Origin of the sequence: Idiomarina sp. A28L, from assembly GCF_000218785.1 — a bacterium.
In the GTDB taxonomy this organism is placed as follows: Bacteria; Pseudomonadota; Gammaproteobacteria; order Enterobacterales; family Alteromonadaceae; genus Aliidiomarina.
In genome coordinates this window covers 76,854-97,075 of sequence record NZ_AFPO01000002.1, presented here as the reverse complement: position 1 = coordinate 97,075, position 20,222 = coordinate 76,854, and the positions used below count along the sequence as shown (strand labels likewise).

The following is a 20,222-nucleotide window of genomic DNA, read 5'->3' as shown; positions in this document are numbered from 1 at the left end:
CCTTATTTGTTGAAATAGCTAAATGAACATCAAGGTTACACATGTGCAGAAAGGTGTGCAGAAAGGTGCGCAGAAATATAAATAGAGAAGGCACAGGAAATGAATAGTTTAGAGTTAAAAATTCCACCACTCGTTCTAGTATTGATTATTGCCACCGATATGTGGCTATTAAGTTGGATATTTGGCAGTTGGTTAGAGCTGGGGTGGCTATTTCTAACACCCGCAGTGCTCTTGTGGCTGAGTATCGCTTTTGGTGTTCTATTGCCGGTACTGGGTGTGCTTGAGTTTCGTAAGCATAAAACAACGGTAAACCCCATGCAGCCCAAAGAAAGTGTTGCTGTTGTAAAGAGCGGTGTTTACCGGTTTACCCGCAACCCAATGTATCTTGGTTTTTTCTTCCTGTTGCTTGGCTTTGCGCTATGGTTAGGGAACTTGGTTGCATTTGTAATGTTGCCCGTTTATTTGTGGTTTTTAACGCGTTTCCAAATTATCCCAGAAGAACGGATTTTGCTCGATAATTTTGGCAAGCCCTATGCAGATTACATGCAACAAGTTCGCCGCTGGGTATAAATTTAAACAAAGAGGTTTTCGTGAAAAATAAGATAACTTTGCTGAGTTTGACTGGATCGGACGGTAATCTCACCTCGCTATGACAGAAAAAACCAATGATAATTAATGAATTACTTGGTACAAAGCCAGAAAACAAAAAGCCCCGCTATTGCTAGCAGGGCCTTTCAAATAATGGTGCCCGGAGGCGGAATCGAACCACCGACACGGGGATTTTCAATCCCCTGCTCTACCGACTGAGCTATCCGGGCAAACCGCGCATTGTGCCTATTTCGTTGCTTTGTTGCAGCAACATCTCAATGCGGCGGGTATTAAACTCGTTTTGCGGTTAGGTGTCAAGGCTGCGGTGGTATTTTATTGAAACTTCTATTACTAGAAGCCTTTTTAATACTAGGCAGCGCTTATGAAACGCACTGTTTGCGAAACGAGTTAAATTTTAAGGGCGAACTTGCCCATTACCGGTAACTACAAACTTCTCGGTAGTTAGCGATTGTAAGCCCATAGGGCCATACGCATGGAGCTTAGAGGTAGAGATACCAATTTCTGCACCTAAACCTAGCTGGCCGCCATCAGAGAACCGTGAAGAGGTATTCCACATGGTTACAGCTGAATCGATATCGCCAATGAATTTGCGCGCAGTTTGCTCGTTCTCAGTGCAAATAACATCGGTGTGGCCGCTCGAGAACTGATGTAAATGTTCAACCGCATGGTTGTAATCATTCACTTTCCGAACCGCCAGCTCTAAGGCTAGGTATTCTTCACCGAAGGCATCATCGGCAATGTGTTCAGCACCTTCAAAATATTCTAGTGAGCCCGAGCAGGCGTGAATCTTAACCTTCTTTTCAGCTAGTGCTTTAGCTGCCATTGGCAAGAACTTATCGGCTACTTCGCTATGCACCAACACCGCTTCAAGGGCGTTACACACACCTGTACGTTGGGTTTTGCCGTTCAGCAGCAACGCTAATGCTTTATCCAGATCTGCATCTTTATCAACATATAAGTGGCATACACCTTTGTAATGCTGAATCACTGGAATCTTGCTGTTATCACTTACATAGTGAATTAGGCCTTCGCCGCCGCGTGGAATTACTAAATCAATGTAATCGCTTTGCTTTAACAGTTCACCCATCAAATCACGATCAGGCGAGGGCACAACAGTTACCACATCTTTTGGCAAGCCGCTGGCTTCAATAGCACTGTGCATTGCTTCAGCAATTACTTTACTAGTACCAATGGCTTCACGGCCACAACGCAGAATTACAGCGTTGCCTGATTTAAAGCATAAAGCACCTGCATCGGCCGTTACATTTGGGCGAGCCTCATAAATCATGCAAATCACACCTAATGGAATACGCATTTTATCGATGCGCATACCGTTTGGGCGCTCTTCCAATAGGTAGCTTTCACCAACTGGATCGGGCAGAGCGATAATTTCTTCAATCGCTTTTGCCATATCTTCAATGCGATCGGCATCAAGAGCTAAACGATCCATCATGGCTGCATCTAAGCCTTTCTCTTCACCTTCGCGTAAATCTTTGGCGTTAGCCAATAAGATTTGTTCTTGATGAGAGCGAATGCTATCGGCCATGCGTTGTAAGGCTGCATTTTTATCTTCGGTAGATAAAGTTGCAATTGAACGAGCCGCTTTTGCAGCACGTTTCGAAATCTCAGTAGCTAACTCTGTATTACTAATTTGGTTACTCATTTTTTCTCCATAACATTAAATCGTCGCGATGAATGACTTCGCTGATAGGGCTATACCCGTATGCTTCAGCGATGGCACTGCCCGATTGCCCTTTAATATGAATTAATTCATGGGAGCTGTAGCGGCAAATACCCTTAGCGATCGTTTCCATGTTTTCTGCGCTCCGAACGAGCACTGCATCGCCGCGATCGAAATTACCTTCTATACCGACGATACCCGAGGTGAGTAATGATTCGCCTTCGTTGCGAATTACATCTACAGCAGCGGAATCGACTAAGATTTCGCCTTGTGCAATTAGCGTATGGCGTAACCAATGCTTCTTATTACTTAACGGGTTTTCTTTTGCTTTAAATAGCGTGCCCGGGTTTTCGTTTCGAAGTAACACTTCGAACTTACTGCCCTTACGGCCGTTTAATATGTAAGTGTCTATGCCGTGAGCGGTTGCCTTCTCGGCAGCCTCTACCTTAGTACGCATTCCGCCTGTGCCTACGGCACTTGCAGAACCCCCGGCCAGGGCATAAATACTCTGATCAATTTCTTCAACTACCGGAAGTAGGGTGGCATCTTTGTTTTTGTTTGGATCTTTATCGAATAAACCATCGATATCAGAACAAATGAAGAGAGCATCAGCATCAACAACGGTAGCAACCATGGCCGCTAAGTTATCGTTATCGCCTACTTTCAAATCATCGGTAGCTAATGCATCGTTCTCGTTTGCTATTGGCATAATGCCATTTTCGAGAAGCGCATTTACGGTGTTACGAATGCTTATGTAGCGTTCGCGATCACGAAGATCGTCGTGAGTCATGAGAACTTGGGCACAGGGGAAATCAAAAAAGCGTGACCAGCTTTCCATAACTTGGGTTTGTCCTACAGCCGCCATGGCTTTTTTAAGAACAACCGGAACTTGTGTACTTTCTACTTTAAAATGATGTCGGCCTGCTGCAACGGATCCTGATGACACCAGGACAATTTCTTGTCCGCGCTCACGGCATTCATTAATGAAGCGAGCGATGGCGAGAAGATATTTTGAACTGCATCCGTTACCATCTGGCGCGATTAGAGCACTGCCGACTTTTATCACTGCTCTTCGCCAGGCTGGGATTTTCATATGAACTCCATACTGAACTAACGAAGCGTACATACTAACATAAACGGGGGTTAACCTCCACCGAGCCCATTCTGAAAGGCCTAGATAAGCCATTTCCATCATGAATGGGAGGTATTAAATGTATTTATAAAGCGAATGAGGTAGGTATGTTATGGCTAGTTGGATATCAGCATAATTATTCAATTAAAGCGCAATAAACTCCATTTCTGGCGGTTTGAATAAGCACTAAAAACTGAGTTTTTTAATATAATGAATTTGTTGTTTTTACCGAGAATTTGCTTATTTTGCTTCCGGCGGAGTGTATCCTTCGACATCAACTTCCTTTCCTTGAAACAAAAACGCTTCCATTTGTTGCTCCAAAAATACTCGAGCATCGGCATCCATCATGTTTAATCGTTTTTCATTGATTAGCATGGTTTGTTTCTTTTGCCATTCAGCCCAAGCTTCTTTGGAAATACTGGAAAATATTTTTTCACCAAGCTCACCGGGATATAGCTGGAAATCAAGGCCTTCAGCTTCTTTCTTGAGGTATTCACAAAATACGGTGCGGGCCATTTTCTACTCCAGTTTTTAAATGTTGTTTTTAGCTCGAGTGCCAGTTGAACTGCCAACTTAAATACCAGTGCTAAAAATATCGAATGTTCACGCTGAATATTAGCACAGCCCCTAGTTTACTCGCTAGGCTTGCTTGTGCCGAGCCAATTCTCTTCAATAAACACCCGAATCGGCGCTGGTAAACCCAACGCTAAAAACTCCTCTCGGCTGGTAATGCGGGTTATTTGTTGATTCGAGCTTTCATACCGCGCCTGCTCTTCGCCTAACGCTTCAAACAGCTTTTCTGCGCCGCCAGGCACGGGGAGCTGCCAAACCATGGCTTCGAGTTTGTAATGGCTAAATACATGTTTGAACTTTCCTTTTAATTTGGCACCTTTTGGCGCTACCAAAACTTCTGGCAAACTCCATAATGAAGCCCAAATACCCTTACTAGGACGTTTTTCGAGAACTAGAGCATCATCTTCAAGCCAAATAAAGTGGCCCTGTTTAGTGGGCGTTAGTTTTTTCGCTTTTGGGGTAGGGAGTTCTTCTATTCTATTTTCTTGATAGGCTGTGCAGGCATTAGAAAATGGGCAACTGTAGCAATCTGGATTGCGCTTCTTACAAAGGGTTGCACCGAGATCGAGAAGCCCTTGAGCAAACCTACGGTTATCCGTTTGTGGTGTTAATTCTTCAGCACGTTGCCACAATGCTTTATTTACCGCACTTGATGTAGCTTGCCCCTCAATACCAAAAAGGCGGCAAAATAATCGGCGCACATTGCCATCAACAATTGGGCCATAGGCATCGTAGGCAAAAGAGCGAATAGCACCAGCAGTGTAACGGCCAACGCCAGGGATCTTCTCGATAGCCGTTAACTCGTTTGGAAACTCACCATTAAGCTCGGTAACTATGTAGCGCGCAGCTTTTTGCAAGTTTCGAGCGCGCGAGTAATAGCCCAAACCTTGCCAAAGCGCCATAACCTCATCTTCGCTAGCGTTTGCTAAACTATCGAGGGTTGGGAAGGCCTGCATCCAGCGCTGAAAATAGGGGATAACTGTGGCAACCTGAGTTTGTTGCAGCATAATCTCGCTAACTAATACGCGGTAGGGCGTGGCCGGCTTTTGCCATGGCAAATCGTGGCGGCCATGGTTTTTTTGCCAAGTTAGAACGGTATCAGCGAATTCGCTCAGATTCAGGTGGTTTTTACTTTTATTTGATTCTTGCATGCGAGTTTGCTTGTTTTTCCTTCAAGAGGTTGGATAATAACGGCCCGTTGAGTGTAGCAGGTTCGTTAATAAGCACGCCATGCGGTTAGCCGAAGAATTTTGAATCACAGAGGTAGATATGAGCAAAACACCAGAACAGCATAAAAGTAGTGGAGAAACGCCAGAAAAAACTGAAAGTGGCCGCTACATGCGCCAAGTGCGTAGTTTTGTTCTTCGCGAAGGGCGGTTAACCAAGGGCCAAGCGGGTGCCATGGAACGGCAATGGCCGAAAATGGGTATTGATTTCAAAGGCGAACTACTCAACTTCGACGCTATTTTTGGCAATAGTAATCCGGTGATACTCGAAATTGGCTTTGGTATGGGCAAATCTTTGGTGACCATGGCAAAAGCTGCGCCAGAAAAGAACTTTATTGGTGTAGAAGTGCATACTCCGGGTGTGGGGGCTTGTTTACTCGAAGCTGAATTACAAGAGGTGAGTAACCTGCGAGTAATAGAGCACGATGCCGTAGTAGTTCTAAAAGAATGGGTTGCGGATAACAGCCTCGATGGCGTGCAAATATTCTTCCCTGATCCGTGGCATAAAAAGCGCCACCATAAGCGCCGTTTAATTCAACTTGATTTTGTAGCGTTACTGCGCAAAAAGTTGAAAAAAGGCGGTGTGTTGCATTTGGCTACTGATTGGGAAAACTATGCTGAGCACATGCTCGAAGTGATGAACGAAGCACCCAGCTATAGCAACCAATCAACGGACGGCACTTATATTCCTCGCCCAGAAGAGCGGCCATTAACTAAGTTTGAACAACGTGGCCAGCGCCTTGGGCATGGTGTTTGGGATATGAAATATACTGCTATTTAAGAATCTTCAGTGAGCAAATCACTGAGCACCTGGTTTAAGTACAAACGCCCGGTTTCAGTGGTTTGCCATGTATCAGCTGTACTTTCGATAAAACCTTTATTTATTGAATCGGCGAGTGCTTTTTCGGCCATTTCTAACGGTAAACCTGTAAACGCAGTGAACTCAGCTTTTGGCACAGCTGCAAGCAAGCGCAAGCGATTCATAAAGTATTCGAAAACGCGTTCATCGGGCTCCACTTGCCATTGTTTAAAGGTAAAATTGCGGGTTAAATCCAGATAACCGCGCGGGTGCTTTACCTTCTCGGTACGTATAATTTTCTGCTCGTTTGGAAGCGTAATTTTCCCATGAGCACCGCAACCTATTCCTAGGTAATCACCAAAGCGCCAATAGTTGAGGTTGTGTTGGCCACGATGGCCGGGCTTGCCATAAGCACTCACTTCGTATTGCTCATAACCTGCCGCCGCGAGGCGAATGTGGCCTTGTTCATAGATTTCCCAAAGCACATCATCGCTTGGTAACACGGGTGGTTTACTGGCAAACATAGTGTTGGGCTCAATGGTAAGTTGATACCAAGATATGTGCGGCGGGTTAAGCGCAATAATGCCATCTAAATCAGCCATTGCCGTAGCTAAGGTTTGCTCTGGCAGCCCATGCATTAAATCAAGGTTAAAGCTTTTTAGTGGCAATGAGCTAGCATGCTTCGCCGCTGTTTCGGCTTGTTCTGGATTATGAATCCTTCCTAAACGCTTTAGTTGCTGATGCTGCAAACTCTGTACACCAATAGATAAGCGTGTTACCCCGGCGTTGGCAAAACCAGCAAAACGCTCGGTTTCAAAAGTGCCAGGGTTGGCTTCTAAGGTAATTTCGATGTTCGCGCTGAAGGGGATGCGCGCTTGAATACCTGTTAGTAAACGCTGAATTCCTTCAGCGGAGAATAAACTGGGTGTACCGCCACCAATGAAAATAGATTGTAGCTCACGCCCTTGCGCATAGTGTAAATCAGCATCAAGATCATCAAGCAAGCAGGCTATATATTGCACCTCAGGAATTACTTCTGGTTGCGCATGGGAGTTAAAATCACAATAGGGGCACTTTTGCACACACCACGGAATGTGAACATATAAACTCAGAGGTGGAAGTTGCATTTCGCTTACTATCATGAAGTTTTCCAGTTGAAAAATGTGTAATCGATTTGGTTAGTTTACGTTAGCTGCTTCACTAGTAATTTTAATGCTTTGGCGCGATGGCTAAGCACTTGTTTTTCGCTTTTGCTAAGTTCGGCAGAAGTACAATTACGCTCAGGCACCCAGAATATTGGGTCGTAACCAAATCCACCTGCGCCTGCTGGCTTTTCAGTTAACATTCCTTCCCAGCGGCCATGGCAAACGATGGGAGTTGGATCGCTGGCGCTTTGCATGAATACTAATACACAATGAAATTCAGCTTGCCGCTGTTCGGCGGGAACACCCTGCATAGCGGCTAAAAGTTTCTCAACATTATCGTTATCAGTGGCATTTTCGCCAGCGTAGCGCGCAGAGTAGATACCTGGGGCGCCACCAAGCGCCCTTACCGCTAGCCCGGAATCATCGGCGAGCGCAGGTAAACCTGTGCTTTCACAAGCGTGCCGAGCTTTAATGATGGCGTTTTCAATGAAGGTTAAACCGGTTTCATCGGCATCGCTAACATTAAGCTCTGTTTGTGGTGTTACTTGCCATCCAAGGGGTGCCAGCAGCTCGGAAAGTTCAGCTACCTTCCCCTTGTTGCCTGTAGCGAGCACGAGCTCTAATGATTGTTTACCCTGCATTTATCACCTCAGCTAACATCCTAGAATTAAGTTCGCGGCGATTATAGCGCACTTCGATGGCTGTGTTATTATCGAAAGCTGAATCGTTATTGTTAAATAATTAATGGTTACACCATTCCGAAAAGAAAATTTCTAAAGAATGAATTAGCCAAAGAAGGAAGCCTGAATCTCTAATGGAAGCTGTAAACCTACTTATTCTGATTGCGGGTGCATTACTAGTTGTGAGCATTTTAGCTGTGCAGTTTTCTGTGCGGGTTGGTGCGCCGCTGCTTTTAGTTTTCTTAAGTGTAGGTATGCTTGCCGGCGAGGAAGGGGTACTTGGGCTGCAATTCCATAATCCAGATGTAGCTTTACTTATAGGTTCGGTAGCGTTGGTTATCATTCTCTTCGATGGTGGCTTGCGCACGCATCCCGAGCGTTTTCGTGTTGCTCTGCGGCCTGCAGCAACCTTAGCGTCGTTAGGCGTGCTCATTACTTGTTTAATTACTGGCTTGGCGGCAGCATGGCTGTTCGGTTTTTCCTGGATAGAAGGATTGCTGCTTGGCGCTATTTTAGGTTCTACCGATGCCGCGGCCGTGTTCTCAATTTTCCAATCGCAAAAACTGAGGATTAAAGAACGCGTAGGCTCAACGCTTGAGATTGAATCGGGAAGTAACGACCCAATGGCGGTTATGCTTACCGTAACTTTAGTTGCAGTTCTGGCTCAGCCTGATGTGCCTCTTGATGCTTGGGTAGTGTTAACTTTTCTGCAGCAGGCTGTGGTGGGGGCTTTGGTAGGCTACTTAAGCGGCAAGGTTTTTGTATACGGTTGTAAGAAGCTCGATTTGCACGTTTCGTTTTTTCCGCTACTTGCGGTAGCAGGCGCAGTTACCGTATTCGGTTTAACGGCTCAGTTTGGGGGTAGCGGCTTCCTTGCCGTTTATTTAATGGGTTATATCGTTGGCAACGCGCGGCTTCCACAAGTTATTCATATTCTTCGGGTGCACGATGGGTTGGCTTGGTTATCGCAGATTGTGATGTTCTTAATGCTCGGCTTGCTTATGACGCCGTCTTCGATACTGGATATTCTTGTTCCTGCACTTATTTTAGCGGTAGTGCTTATCTTTGTAGCTCGCCCGCTTGCGGTGTTTATAAGTTTGGCGCCGTTTCGATTCCCGTGGCGCGATCAGCTGTTTATAAGCTGGGTTGGTTTGCGCGGGGCGGTTCCTATCGTATTAGCCCTATTCCCTTGGATAGCGGGGCTTGAAAACCAGCAGCTGTATTTTGAAATCGCCTTTGTTGTAGTGCTTGTTTCCTTAGTAGTTCAGGGTTGGAGTATTAGTTGGATAGCCCGCAAACTAGGTTTAGAAATACCAGCCGAGCCAGAGCCTGAATACAGAATGCCGCTCGATAGTATTCACTCTAAAGATGTGTTGGAAGTTGTAGTGTATGAAATTACCGACGATTCGGCTGCTGCAGAGCACCACTGGGGTGAAATAAACTTACCTAGAGATGCTGATTTTATCGGTTTAATTCGTGATGGTGTGTGGGTACGAAGTGCTTCAGATCCAACATTGAAAGCGGGTGATTCGTTAATGGTTATGGCCGCTTCTGATGATGTTAGCAAGATCAGTGAAGTGTTGGCTTCAACCGGAACCAGTAAGCGAATTAACCGTAAATCGTTCTTTGGTGATTTCGTGTTGAATGCGGATATAACACTAGCGGATTTAGCTGGTTTCTACGTGTTACCGGAAGAGGGCGGTGAGGAATTAGATACTAAAATTAGTGATATATTTGTGCGCCGCTTCCACAGAAGAGTGGTTATAGGTGATCATGTTGTTTTGGGTAATCTAGTGTTTACTGCCCGAGAAATTGCAGATGATGGCACGATTTTGAAAGTAGGCGTGAAAGCCGCAACAAGTTAGTTACGGCTTGCGCTTGATTAAATCGGGCCTAATCCACTTAACGATAAAATGTGTGCGTGAAGCGAAGCTCTTCGTTTCTATCACCTTGAGTTATCGTGATAAAAAAGCGCAGGCGATCATCGTTGTCGTGGCCAACTTCGCTAATATAATAAATAGCAGGCTCTTCTACAAAACGGCGAAACTGCAGGTTAATACGTTGGCCTAAACTGTTAAGCGCGTAGCCCTGAATTGCCACCCGTTGTGCCGGATTATCTTCTCGAGCCGTATCTAATACTGAAATATTAACAAGCCCACGAGCGTTACTACGGCGAATGTTGTAGCGCGTTGCAACTTCAGGTTGCAGCATAGTGCTTGGAAATGCGCTGTAATGCACCTGCCAGTTACCGAAATTTTGATACTGCCCACCCTGCACTTGTTCTTGCCCCGTTTCTTGTGCTGAAGTTGATGTTGAAAGCAACATCGTTCCTGCACAGATAACGGTTAAAGCTAAACCTTTTAAGATGTTCATTTCACTTTCTCCAATGGTAAGGCGCGCAAGTGATGCAGGCCTAATGGGAAACCGTATGCAGCTAGCTAAAACGAAACTAACTAATACTCACACGGATAAACTGCACAATAATAATTAATACTAGTACGGAAAGATCGAGCCCGCCGATCGGTGGGATAATTCTCCGAATGGGTGAGAGCATTGGTTCGGTAAGCTGAGCCAAAACAAATTCCATAGGGTGGCGGCCTTGGCTAAACCAACTCATTATAGCGCGTACTAAAAGTACCCAGAAAATAAGGGTTAATGTGGTGAGTGCTACGCTATGTAATGCGGCTAACACCAAATTCAGCACAGTGTATGGGAAACTACCCAGTTGCAGATGAATTAAAATGAAGATTTTCAATGCAGCAAGGGCACAGACTAAGAACGCTGCGGCAATATCAAAACGGCCGATAGTAGGAAACACACGGCGCAACGGGTTTAATATTGGCGCTGTTATTTTTACTATAAATTGCGATACAGGATTAAAATAATCAACCTGCGCGAGCTGCATCCATAGGCGTAAAATCACCGCCATAATGTATATATCAAATGCGGTTGTAATTAAAAATTGCGCGCCATTACCCATTGTTTCTTCCTTTCATAAATTAACGTAGCTAAATATAGAGTAGCTAAGTTTACAAAAACTCTGCTTAAAAAAGCTTTGCCATTTCTTGGTTGCGAGCAACAGCTGCTTCCACGGCGCGCTTGGAAATTTTATTTAATTCAGCCTGTTGGTACACCTCAACGCCTTTGGCGGTTGAGCCACCTTTACTGGTAACTTGCTTGCGTAAATCTACCAGCGAAAGCTCACTTTCGCTCGCCATTTTTGCAGCTCCCAAGCATGTTTGTTGCACCATTGCTCTGGCTTGCTCACTATCAAAACCAAGATCTTCTGCGGCTCTTTGTAAGCTATGCATGAACTCAAAGAAGTAAGCAGGGCCACTTCCGGCAACAGCGCCAAGCACATCAATAGCATCTTCATCTTCTAGCCAAATAGTGATACCCACATAATCGAATACTTGGGTAACAAAATCGCGGTCTGCGTTAGTTGTATTTGTATCGGCAACTAAACCGGAAACACCCTCACCTACCAACGATGGGGTGTTTGGCATCACACGAACCAAGGCGATATCTTTGCTGAAATACTCGTAGTAGCTATCCATGCGCAAACCTGCCGCAATGGTGATAATTAATTTTTTATCCAAGTTAGGAACGTTTTGTTGCAAATCTTCACATACATCGCGCATTAACTGGGGCTTAACCGAGAGCACAATAACATCGGCTTTGGCCGCTATTTCATGGTTATCTTGGCTAGTGACAATGCCATACTTTTCTTCCAGCATATCTAGTTTTGGCCGGCTGGGGTTACTAACAATTATTGAGCTGGCGGGATACCCACCTTTAATCATGCCACCCAGAATACTTTGCGGCATATTACCTGCACCGATAAAACCAATGGTACGTGTATTGTTGCTCATAATAATTATTTCCTTCTTTTCGATAAATTTTAGCAAATTATTTGTTTTTCGCTGAAGCTAACTATTTATTTCTTGCTCCGAATAGGGCTGTTCCAACTCTTACCATGGTTGAGCCATACTTTATTGCCAACTCTAAATCATTACTCATACCCAAGGATAAAGTATCAACTTCAGAATGCTGTTCCTGCAGTTGCCGGTACGCTTTTTGAAGTTGCTGAAAACTATGCTCTTGCTCTTTTGCAGTGGCCTCAGGATTAGGTATAGCCATAATTCCGCGCAATTGTAACCTGTCTGCCGATGCAATGCTGGCAGCTAGAGCATTAATATCATGCAAACCAACACCAGCTTTACTGGCCTCATTATCTATATTGACCTGAATTAAAATATTTAAAGGGCCGCGCTTAGCTGGCCGTTGATCATTTAACCGACGAACGAGTTTTTCGCGATCTATGCTGTGTACCCAATCGAAATTCTCGGCTACATCTTTTGTTTTATTTGATTGTAACGGGCCAATAAAGTGCCAGATAATATCAGTGAGCTCATGGAGTTCGGTGATTTTATCAAGAGCCTCTTGCACATAATTCTCACCGAACTGGCGCTGGCCGGCACCGTAGAGTTCGGCGATAGCGGATGCTGGTTTCGTTTTACTGACCGCAAGAAGTGCGATACTGTCAATGCTGCGGTTTGCAGCCTCGGCGGCATGCTTAATTTGTTGTTTTACCTCGGCGAAATGCGTGTGCAATGCAGAGTGTGATATTTCTGTTGATGTTGGCATTGGCTTAAGTTGTCTTCTTCCAGTTAATTTTGAATAAGAGTTTTATATGGATATCAAACAATTACTTGAACACAGCGTGAATAATAAAGCATCTGATTTGCACCTTTCGGCAAATGCACCGGCTATGTGCCGTATCGATGGCGATATCAGTAAGATTAACACAGACCTGCTCGACTCTCGACAAATCGAAGCAATGGTTACGTCGGTAATGAATGAGCGGCAGTTAGCCCAATTCAAAGAAGATCTGGAAGTCGATTTCTCGTTTTCGGTGCCAGGGCTGGCGCGTTTTCGGGCTAATGTATTTATGCAGCAACATGGCCCCGCTGCAGTTTTCCGCACCATTCCTGATCGAGTGCTCAGCCTTGAAGAGCTTAACGCACCAGAAATATTGGGCCGTATTTCCGAATACCCGCGTGGCCTTGTTTTAGTTACTGGGCCAACAGGGTCGGGTAAATCAACCACACTCGCCGCCATGGTTGATTATATTAATCGCAGATATCCGTTTCATGTGCTCACTATTGAAGATCCAATAGAATTTGTGCACGAAAATAAGATGAGTTTGATTAATCAGCGCGAAGTGCATCGAGATACGCACAGCTTTAGTAATGCTTTACGCGTTTCTTTGCGCGAAGATCCGGATGTTATTCTTGTTGGCGAATTGCGTGATTTAGAAACCATTCGTTTGGCTCTTACAGCCGCAGAAACAGGCCATTTAGTGTTTGGTACTTTACATACCACCTCAGCACCAAAAACTATTGATCGAATTATCGATGTATTTCCGGGTGATGAAAAATCAATGGTGCGTTCGATGCTCTCTGAATCGTTGCGCGCTGTGGTTTCGCAAATTTTGATTAAAAAGCCCAACGGTGGCCGCGTTGCTGCTCATGAAATAATGTTGGCTACTCCAGCGATTAAAAACTTAATCCGCGAAGATAAAGTGGCGCAAATGTATTCTTCGATTCAAACTGGTGCCGCAATTGGTATGCAAACCATGGAGCAAGCGCTGAATCGGTTAGCGGAAAATGGTGAAATTAATCAAGATCAAGTGAAAGGTAAGTTGGGGCAAATTACTTAGGGCACTCAACTTATGTTAAAACAGCTAGTGCCGCTAGCTTAGTTTTTCGTTAGAATACGGGCCTTAAATAACGATCTAATTTCATTGCCGCATAAGTGCTTCCGTGGTTACTATTGCGAGTTCTGCGGTAAATTTTGAGGCAAAAATAATATGCGTGTTTTGGGAATTGAAACCTCTTGTGATGAGACCGGTATTGCGATTTATGATACCGAGCAAGGGTTGTTATCCCATGCTTTATATAGCCAAGTAAAACTACATGCTGATTATGGTGGTGTAGTGCCTGAGCTGGCCTCGCGCGATCACGTGCGCAAAACCCTACCATTGATTCGTAAAGCGTTAGCTGATGCTAACCTAACCGCTGCAGATATTGATGGTGTTGCTTATACTGCCGGGCCGGGTTTAATTGGGGCTTTACTTGTAGGTGCAACTATTGGGCGTAGCTTAGCATTTGGTTGGAACGTTCCTGCTGTGGGCGTGCACCATATGGAAGGGCATTTACTGGCGCCAATGTTAGAAGAAAAACAACCTGAATTCCCATTTATCGCGCTTTTGGTTTCTGGCGGCCATACTCAATTGGTGCAAGTGGATGGTATTGGTGAATATATCTTGTTGGGTGAATCAGTGGATGATGCAGCTGGTGAAGCGTTTGATAAAACCGCAAAGTTACTTGGCCTTGATTATCCAGGCGGGCCTCGGCTTGCGGCAATGGCCGATAAAGGCGTTGCCGACCGCTTTGTATTTCCAAGGCCAATGACCGATAAACCGGGCCTGAATTTTTCATTTAGTGGTTTAAAAACTGCGGCGGCGCAGGCGATTGCAAAGAATGGCAAAGATGCGCAAACGCAAGCAGATATCGCTCGAGCATTTCAAGATGCAGTTGTAGATACGTTAATTATTAAATGTCAGCGAGCGCTCAAACAAACGGGCTTAAACCGTTTAGTAGTGGCTGGTGGTGTAAGTGCGAATGTGCGTTTACGCGCCATGCTAGAAGAAACTATGCATAAACGCGGTGGCGAAGTGTTCTATCCGCGCTCAGAGTTTTGTACAGATAACGGTGCGATGATTGCGTTCGCCGGAGCGCAGCGCTTAGTAGCTCAGCAAACAGCCGATTTAGAGGTGAAGGTTCGGCCGCGCTGGCCACTTACAGAATTAGCTCCGCTCTAGTTTTACCTTAATCCCATTCTTAACGTTTATCAGTTGCCTTAACCAACAACTAATAGACGAACAAAAGGCTACTCCGAAGATTTGTTATTTGTGGGTGGTTTTTTCTTCGTTTTTTTCTGAAAGCTCACTTCGGTTCCTCGCCATAAACGCACGATGTTAGTGCGATGCCGCCAGATGATAAGAGCTGCCAACATGAGCGCTGGAATGGTGTACTGGGGTTTGATGAGCCATGCATAAACTGGCGAAAGGGCAACTGTAATGAGGGCTGCTAGTGACGATACTCGGCTTGCCCAAAATACCATTATCCAAGTAACAATGAGTAAAATCGCCATTTCTGAAGCTACTGGGAACATCGCACCAAGCGCAGTAGCAACGGCCTTTCCACCCTGAAATTTGAAATATAGGGGATAGATGTGGCCTAAGCAGGCAGCAATTGCAACCAAGCCCAAGAAAATGGGGCTCAAATCAAGATAATATGCCGCCCAAACAGGAATCATGCCCTTTAGAATATCGCCAAGTAGTGTTAAACCTGCGGGAACAGGGCCGCCGAGGCGATATACATTGGTGGTTCCGGGGTTACCCGACCCGCGTAAGCGTGGGTCGTCGAGACGAAATGCTTTACACACAATAATCGCACTACTTAAAGAACCAAGTAGATAAGCAAACACGATCATAAGAAGGGCGAGGGCAGACATTAGCTTTTTTGCGCGTTCCTGTTGCGTTAAGATTAAAGTTGTTCTGCAGAACAGAATATCAGCAGAATAAAGTTTTTTTTCCGTAAAAGCTAATCGAAGCGAGCATCAACGCGCGAAAAGTGGCTTAATATAGAAACTAAATTGTAACAATGTTTTAAGAGTAGGAATTGCGCGTGCGAGATTTTGTGAGTGTTGAAGGCTTAGAAGTTTTGGCAGTGATTGGGATTTTTGAATGGGAACAAGAAATAACCCAGCCGCTAATCATTGATTTAAAAATGGCCTGGGATAATCGCCCAGCTGCAAAAAGTGGTGCTATTGAAGATGCCCTTGATTACGATGCTGTGCGAAAAGCAGCTACTAGCTGGATTTCTGCAAAGCCTTGGGGGCTAATTGAAGAAGTAGCAGAAATGCTTGCGGCGCGCATTATGGAAGAATTTAGCGTTACTGAACTTGAAGTTCGAGTAGCAAAGCCAACCGCAGTTGCTGCGGCGAAGACGGTTGCGGTAACCATTTTCCGTAAACGTGAAGAATGATAACAAGGGCTGATGAACAACATGGCTACTGAAAAGCTAATTAGTATCGGTATAGGTAGTAACATCAATCGTGAAGCAAATATTCGCGGGGCTGTTTTACATCTTTCTAGGCATTACCCGCTGTTGCAAGTTTCACCTGTATACGAATCGGAAGCTTTGGGCTTCACCGGGCCACCGTTTTATAATTTGGTAGTGAGTTTTTTTACCAGCAATACGCTTTTGGAAGTTCAACAGCAGTGTAAAGATATCGAAGAAAGTTTTGGGCGCCCGGCAGAAACTGAAAAGTACAGCTCAAGAACGCTCGATTTGGATATTTTAATGTTTGGTGATCGAGTGCAAGAAAATTCCGCTAACGGTGAACCTGATTTGCCACGTTCAGAGATTTTAACCAGCGCATTTGTGTTAAAGCCGCTTGCGGATCTTCATCCATTGCACAGGCACCCCACCAAAAAACAAAGCTTTCAGGAATTGTGGAAGTTGTTCCTGCACAGCGATGAAGGCCAACAGCAAGCGCTTACGGTTGTTTCGTTTCGCTGGTAAAAGAAGTTAACAACTGCTCGAGAACTTGCTCACGTTGCAAATTAAGTTGCTGGCTTATTTCTTGATTTTGGAAGCCTGCTGCCATGATTTTTTGCACATCAATATTGGCCATTGCCGCAAGGCCGTTTTCAAGCGCCCGGAAATCAGGCCGCTGCCGAATATCGCTGCCACCAAAGATAATCTGTAAACATTGCAGTACTGAATTGAATTGCTCGGGCCGCCGCCAGCTATCGTTTCTCTGAAAAATAGTAAGTAATTGCTTCGCGTTTAGCGCAGGCTTTTCTGGCTCAGTACCTTGTAACTCAGTACCTTGCAACTCAGTACCTTGTAACTGAGAAACGAGCAATTCAGTTTCCTTTGCAGTACGTTGAAAACGCTGTGGTACTTTAAAAGCACTTGCTATATCTATGTTCTCGGAAAGCTCTGTATGCAAATCGATACAAAGCATAACGTAGCGCTGTAATACCTTCTCTTCTCGGGCTTCTGCCGGCAAATCTTGAAGCGATTTGCCACTTAGCTTTTGTAATTGTGCTAGCAATAGGCTTGTGGCCGTGAGGTTCATGCTCGAAGGGTTATTAGCATTTTGCTTGCTATCGGCATCAGCATCTTTAGATAGGAGAACACTGAGCGCTCCAACTTTATGTAGTGTTTGCAAGTAAACTTCAGGGTTCGCAGTTAACAGAGCTTTATACGTTTCTTGCCAAACACGCTCTGCGGTTAACGCTTGAAGTTCTCCAGAAGCCACCATTTTTTGCATCAGCGCCATGGTTTCTTCGGCAATATTGAAACCCATTTCGTGAAAGCGCGCTAAAAAACGAGCAACGCGGAGCACACGTAGCGGGTCTTCGTGAAATGCATCAGATACATGGCGTAGCTTACGGGCTTTGATGTCGGCAACACCGTTGTAAGGATCGTAAAAGTTACCATGCTCATCTTTTGCAATGGCATTGATTGTTAAATCGCGGCGCAGCAAATCTTCTTCTAAGGTAACATCGGGTGCCGCATAGCAGGTGAATCCAGTGTAACCGGGGCCTGATTTACGCTCTGTTCGAGCAAGGGCATATTCAGCATGAGTATGTGGATGCAGGAAAACTGGGAAATCATTACCAACGGCGGTATAACCCTCGGCAATAAGCTGCTCAGGGGTAGCGCCCACTACTACATAATCGTAATCAGCAACGGGTAATCCAAGTAATTCATCGCGCACGGCGCCGCCAACAACAAAAACCTTCATAAAGTTCCTAGATGATCATTACTCAATTTATCGAGCCCCTAGCATGGAGCACTAACACGGAGCACTAGCGCGTACCATTATCAGGCAAAATTATTACTCAGAATCATTGCCAATCTTCGTGGTGATTGCAAGGATTGTAGCAGGCTGCTACCTTGCTGTACTCCTGTTTGCATTTTTATGTGTAGGTTCCTAACACTATGTACCATGATTTTTTTGGCTTTACGCAAGTGCCATTCTCTATCGCGCCAGATCCTGATTTTTTGTTTCTCGGGCCCCGGCATCGCGAAGGTTTGGCTCATTTGCGCAACGGCCTTACGGGGAGCGGTGGGTTTTTATTACTTACCGGCGAAGTGGGCACGGGTAAAACTACACTATCACGAGCTATTTTAGCTGAACTAGGTGATTCACTCGATGTTGCCTTCGTGCTGAATCCAATGTTAAGCGAACGAGAGTTGTTGGCCACTATATGTGATCAATTTAATATCCCAGGCCGCCATGAAAAAGCCTCACTGAAGCGTTTAACAGATCATTTGAGCCGATTTCTTCAGGAAGCAGGAGAGCAAGGGCGAAACCCTGTTGTGTTAATTGATGAAGCGCAACACCTTTTACCTTCTGTTTTAGAGCAACTTCGCTTGCTTACAAACCTAGAAACTGATTCTCGCAAACTTCTAAGCGTAGTGTTAATTGGTCAACCCGAGTTACAAGAGCTGCTGCAGCGTCGAGAACTGCGGCAAGTGGCACAGCGTATCGTTGCTCGCTACCATTTATTACCCCTCACCATTGCTGAAACAAACGAATATATTCAACATCGTCTGAATCGGGTGGAAGCAACTGAAAATATTTTTAATACGGCAGCACTAAAAGCAATTTGGCATTTTTCGAAAGGAACACCGCGTTTAATTAACTTGGTATGCGATCGCGCGCTACAAATTGCCGCACGGGAAGAGCAGCGGCAAGTAACCGGTAAACACGTATCTGAGGCGGCGAGCTCATTAAGTTTCGCGCCATCAGTGCAAAATCGCCAGCGCAGCGCTAGTTTGAAACTATCCTCTATTGCAGCAACTGTAATATTTGCGGTTACTCTGGCTTTCCTTGGCTGGGCAGGCTCTCAATATTTTGTTGGGGATAATGATTCCAGTGCTGAAACTAATACTCAGCAAACGCGGAGCTCAGGAACAACAGTAAAGGCAGATGTTGGGCTTGGCATGCCTCTTTTGCCAGCAATAGAGGCATTGGCGGAAAGGTGGGATGTTGCCAGCTTCGCTAATGCAAGTGAGCCGTGCCAGCAGCTACTCGATGTTGACCTTGCTTGTTTACGCGCTAAATTTAGCATTCCAGAAGTAGCTCAACTCGATACGCCAATGATATTTGAAGGTGCTGCTGAGCGGGTTGGCCAATTCTACCTTTTACTGGGTTACACACATGATTCCAACCCTTGGCAAGTTTGGAATGGTAAACGCCTGCATAACCTTTCTGATAATCAATTCAATACGCTTTATTCAGGAGAGGCCTTACTGCTTTGGCAAGTGCCTACTTATGATGATCTTGCCGAAGTAATCAGAAATGGTTTGGCCGATCGTGTGCCATATTCATTGCAAAACCGCTCGGTGGAACGGCAACTGCAATGGTTGCGGCAAAGCCAAGCTGCGCGCATTCAGGAAATTGAACTAGAAACGCCAGAATCAAACAAACTTACTGCCGTAGAGTTAGCTTTGTTAAGCAGTGCTCACTATCAGCAGCGGCCACGGTTACGTGATTCTGATATACGCGTTTCCGAGTTTAACAAGGTAACGCAGCCACGGGTAACCTACCTAGGGGCCGCGGATACTTTGGAACAATTAATTATTCCTCAGCAAGGCCTAGCGATTCCACGGCAGCTGTTGGCTGAAGCTAATGAAGGAAAACCCGCACGTTTTGGGCAGAATGAAATTGAGGTTGCAGCTACGCAACCAGGCATGAATGAAGAAGGCGAACGTTTGCCTACGCAGCAAGTGAATGTATCGGAGAGCAACAACCTTGATGATGTTTCACCACGAATTCGAGCACTTTTTGATGAGGCCGTTGCGGAAGTAGGCATTCAAGATGCTCAGCGTTCACAAACAAATACTCAAGCATTGCGGCAGTTGCATGAGCTAACGGCAGCAGAACGCAGAAGTTTACCGCGCTTTCAATATAACTCGCACATGTTTAGCGGCCGCACTCAGGAACGATGGATTCGGATCAACGATAGAATGCTCCGCGAAGGCGATCGGCTTGGTGATTTGCGCGTGGTACAGATAGAAGCGGCACACACGATATTTGGCTTTCGAGAAATTTTATTTCGTGTTGAAGCACTTGAGGATTTAACTGATTAGAAACACTTGCGAACTGGTTGTACCTTTGCGATGATACACTCAAATTAAACAAGCGTTTGAAAATAGCCTAAGATGAAGCTTTTAGCTAAGTGTATAGGCGATATAGACGCAGATAGCCTGTTCTTCGGAGTTTCA

20 protein-coding genes and 1 tRNA gene are annotated in these 20,222 nt (G+C 45.2%); 8 read left to right on the top strand and 13 right to left on the bottom strand.

What is annotated here, in order from left to right:
* The first annotated feature begins 99 nt into the window (after window positions 1-99).
* Window positions 100-570, top strand: a complete 471-nt coding sequence (locus A28LD_RS01565) for a methyltransferase family protein (protein ID WP_007419299.1) — start codon at window positions 100-102, stop codon at window positions 568-570.
* Window positions 571-742: 172 nt separating this feature from the next.
* Here the strand turns inward: A28LD_RS01565 and A28LD_RS01560 are convergent.
* The 5 genes from A28LD_RS01560 to mutY form a co-directional block, all read right to left on the bottom strand.
* A tRNA-Phe gene (locus A28LD_RS01560) sits at window positions 743-818 on the bottom strand.
* 185 nt (window positions 819-1,003) lie between these two features.
* A complete protein-coding gene (locus A28LD_RS01555; protein WP_007419298.1) occupies window positions 1,004-2,272 on the bottom strand; it encodes a glutamate-5-semialdehyde dehydrogenase in 1,269 nt (422 codons plus the stop codon).
* Window positions 2,265-3,383, bottom strand: a complete 1,119-nt coding sequence (gene proB / locus A28LD_RS01550; RefSeq protein WP_007419297.1) for a glutamate 5-kinase — start codon at window positions 3,381-3,383, stop codon at window positions 2,265-2,267. Before proB ends, A28LD_RS01555 begins: the two co-directional genes overlap by 8 nt.
* A gap of 279 nt (window positions 3,384-3,662) precedes the next feature.
* Window positions 3,663-3,938: an oxidative damage protection protein gene (locus A28LD_RS01545; RefSeq protein WP_007419295.1), complete on the bottom strand. Its 276-nt coding sequence runs from the start codon at window positions 3,936-3,938 to the stop codon at window positions 3,663-3,665.
* 116 nt (window positions 3,939-4,054) lie between these two features.
* Window positions 4,055-5,146, bottom strand: a complete 1,092-nt coding sequence (mutY, locus tag A28LD_RS01540) for an A/G-specific adenine glycosylase (protein WP_007419294.1) — start codon at window positions 5,144-5,146, stop codon at window positions 4,055-4,057.
* Between the two features lie 118 nt (window positions 5,147-5,264).
* Between mutY and trmB the strand changes: the two genes are divergently transcribed.
* Entirely contained in the window at window positions 5,265-6,002 is a 738-nt protein-coding gene (trmB, locus tag A28LD_RS01535; protein ID WP_007419293.1) for a tRNA (guanosine(46)-N7)-methyltransferase TrmB, read from the top strand.
* Here the strand turns inward: trmB and hemW are convergent.
* A complete protein-coding gene (gene hemW, locus A28LD_RS01530; protein ID WP_007419292.1) occupies window positions 5,999-7,162 on the bottom strand; it encodes a radical SAM family heme chaperone HemW in 1,164 nt (387 codons plus the stop codon). The genes trmB and hemW overlap by 4 nt on opposite strands.
* Before the next feature lie 41 nt (window positions 7,163-7,203).
* A complete protein-coding gene (gene rdgB, locus A28LD_RS01525) occupies window positions 7,204-7,806 on the bottom strand; it encodes an RdgB/HAM1 family non-canonical purine NTP pyrophosphatase (RefSeq protein WP_007419291.1) in 603 nt (200 codons plus the stop codon).
* A 173-nt stretch (window positions 7,807-7,979) separates the two neighbouring features.
* On the opposite strand from rdgB, the gene A28LD_RS01520 reads away from it, so the two are divergent.
* A complete protein-coding gene (locus tag A28LD_RS01520; RefSeq protein WP_007419290.1) occupies window positions 7,980-9,710 on the top strand; it encodes a potassium/proton antiporter in 1,731 nt (576 codons plus the stop codon).
* A 37-nt stretch (window positions 9,711-9,747) separates the two neighbouring features.
* Here the strand turns inward: A28LD_RS01520 and A28LD_RS01515 are convergent, their stop codons facing one another.
* The 4 genes from A28LD_RS01515 to A28LD_RS01500 form a co-directional block, all read right to left on the bottom strand.
* Window positions 9,748-10,218 (bottom strand): DUF4426 domain-containing protein, encoded by a 471-nt coding sequence (locus A28LD_RS01515; protein WP_007419289.1) that lies wholly within the window; start codon window positions 10,216-10,218, stop codon window positions 9,748-9,750.
* 76 nt (window positions 10,219-10,294) lie between these two features.
* Window positions 10,295-10,825 (bottom strand): YggT family protein, encoded by a 531-nt coding sequence (locus tag A28LD_RS01510; protein ID WP_007419288.1) that lies wholly within the window; start codon window positions 10,823-10,825, stop codon window positions 10,295-10,297.
* A 64-nt stretch (window positions 10,826-10,889) separates the two neighbouring features.
* The gene (proC, locus tag A28LD_RS01505) at window positions 10,890-11,717 is read right to left on the bottom strand and encodes a pyrroline-5-carboxylate reductase (protein ID WP_007419287.1); all 828 of its coding nucleotides are present in this window, start codon (window positions 11,715-11,717) and stop codon (window positions 10,890-10,892) included.
* 61 nt (window positions 11,718-11,778) lie between these two features.
* Complete coding sequence (locus tag A28LD_RS01500) at window positions 11,779-12,492, bottom strand: YggS family pyridoxal phosphate-dependent enzyme (protein WP_007419286.1); 714 nt, start codon at window positions 12,490-12,492, stop codon at window positions 11,779-11,781.
* Between the two features lie 46 nt (window positions 12,493-12,538).
* Here A28LD_RS01500 and A28LD_RS01495 point away from each other — a divergent pair, with 46 nt between their 5' ends.
* Both A28LD_RS01495 and tsaD read left to right on the top strand, forming a co-directional pair.
* Entirely contained in the window at window positions 12,539-13,567 is a 1,029-nt protein-coding gene (locus A28LD_RS01495; protein ID WP_007419285.1) for a type IV pilus twitching motility protein PilT, read from the top strand.
* Window positions 13,568-13,717: 150 nt separating this feature from the next.
* Window positions 13,718-14,731 carry a tRNA (adenosine(37)-N6)-threonylcarbamoyltransferase complex transferase subunit TsaD gene (gene tsaD, locus A28LD_RS01490; RefSeq protein WP_007419284.1) on the top strand — a complete coding sequence of 338 codons (1,014 nt, stop codon included), beginning with the start codon at window positions 13,718-13,720 and terminating at the stop codon, window positions 14,729-14,731.
* Between the two features lie 68 nt (window positions 14,732-14,799).
* Here the strand turns inward: tsaD and plsY are convergent, their stop codons facing one another.
* Window positions 14,800-15,426: a glycerol-3-phosphate 1-O-acyltransferase PlsY gene (gene plsY, locus A28LD_RS01485; RefSeq protein WP_007419283.1), complete on the bottom strand. Its 627-nt coding sequence runs from the start codon at window positions 15,424-15,426 to the stop codon at window positions 14,800-14,802.
* 173 nt (window positions 15,427-15,599) lie between these two features.
* On the opposite strand from plsY, the gene folB reads away from it, so the two are divergent.
* Window positions 15,600-15,959: a dihydroneopterin aldolase gene (folB, locus tag A28LD_RS01480; protein ID WP_007419282.1), complete on the top strand. Its 360-nt coding sequence runs from the start codon at window positions 15,600-15,602 to the stop codon at window positions 15,957-15,959.
* Between the two features lie 21 nt (window positions 15,960-15,980).
* Window positions 15,981-16,499, top strand: coding sequence for a 2-amino-4-hydroxy-6-hydroxymethyldihydropteridine diphosphokinase (gene folK, locus A28LD_RS01475; protein ID WP_007419281.1), 519 nt, complete (start codon window positions 15,981-15,983; stop codon window positions 16,497-16,499).
* Here the strand turns inward: folK and A28LD_RS01470 are convergent.
* Window positions 16,474-17,733, bottom strand: coding sequence for a tRNA nucleotidyltransferase/poly(A) polymerase (locus A28LD_RS01470; RefSeq protein ID WP_007419280.1), 1,260 nt, complete (start codon window positions 17,731-17,733; stop codon window positions 16,474-16,476). The two genes, folK and A28LD_RS01470, sit on opposite strands and share 26 nt — an antisense overlap.
* A gap of 197 nt (window positions 17,734-17,930) precedes the next feature.
* Between A28LD_RS01470 and A28LD_RS11805 the strand changes: the two genes are divergently transcribed.
* Window positions 17,931-20,087: an AAA family ATPase gene (locus tag A28LD_RS11805; RefSeq protein WP_007419279.1), complete on the top strand. Its 2,157-nt coding sequence runs from the start codon at window positions 17,931-17,933 to the stop codon at window positions 20,085-20,087.
* Window positions 20,088-20,222: the final 135 nt, after the last annotated feature.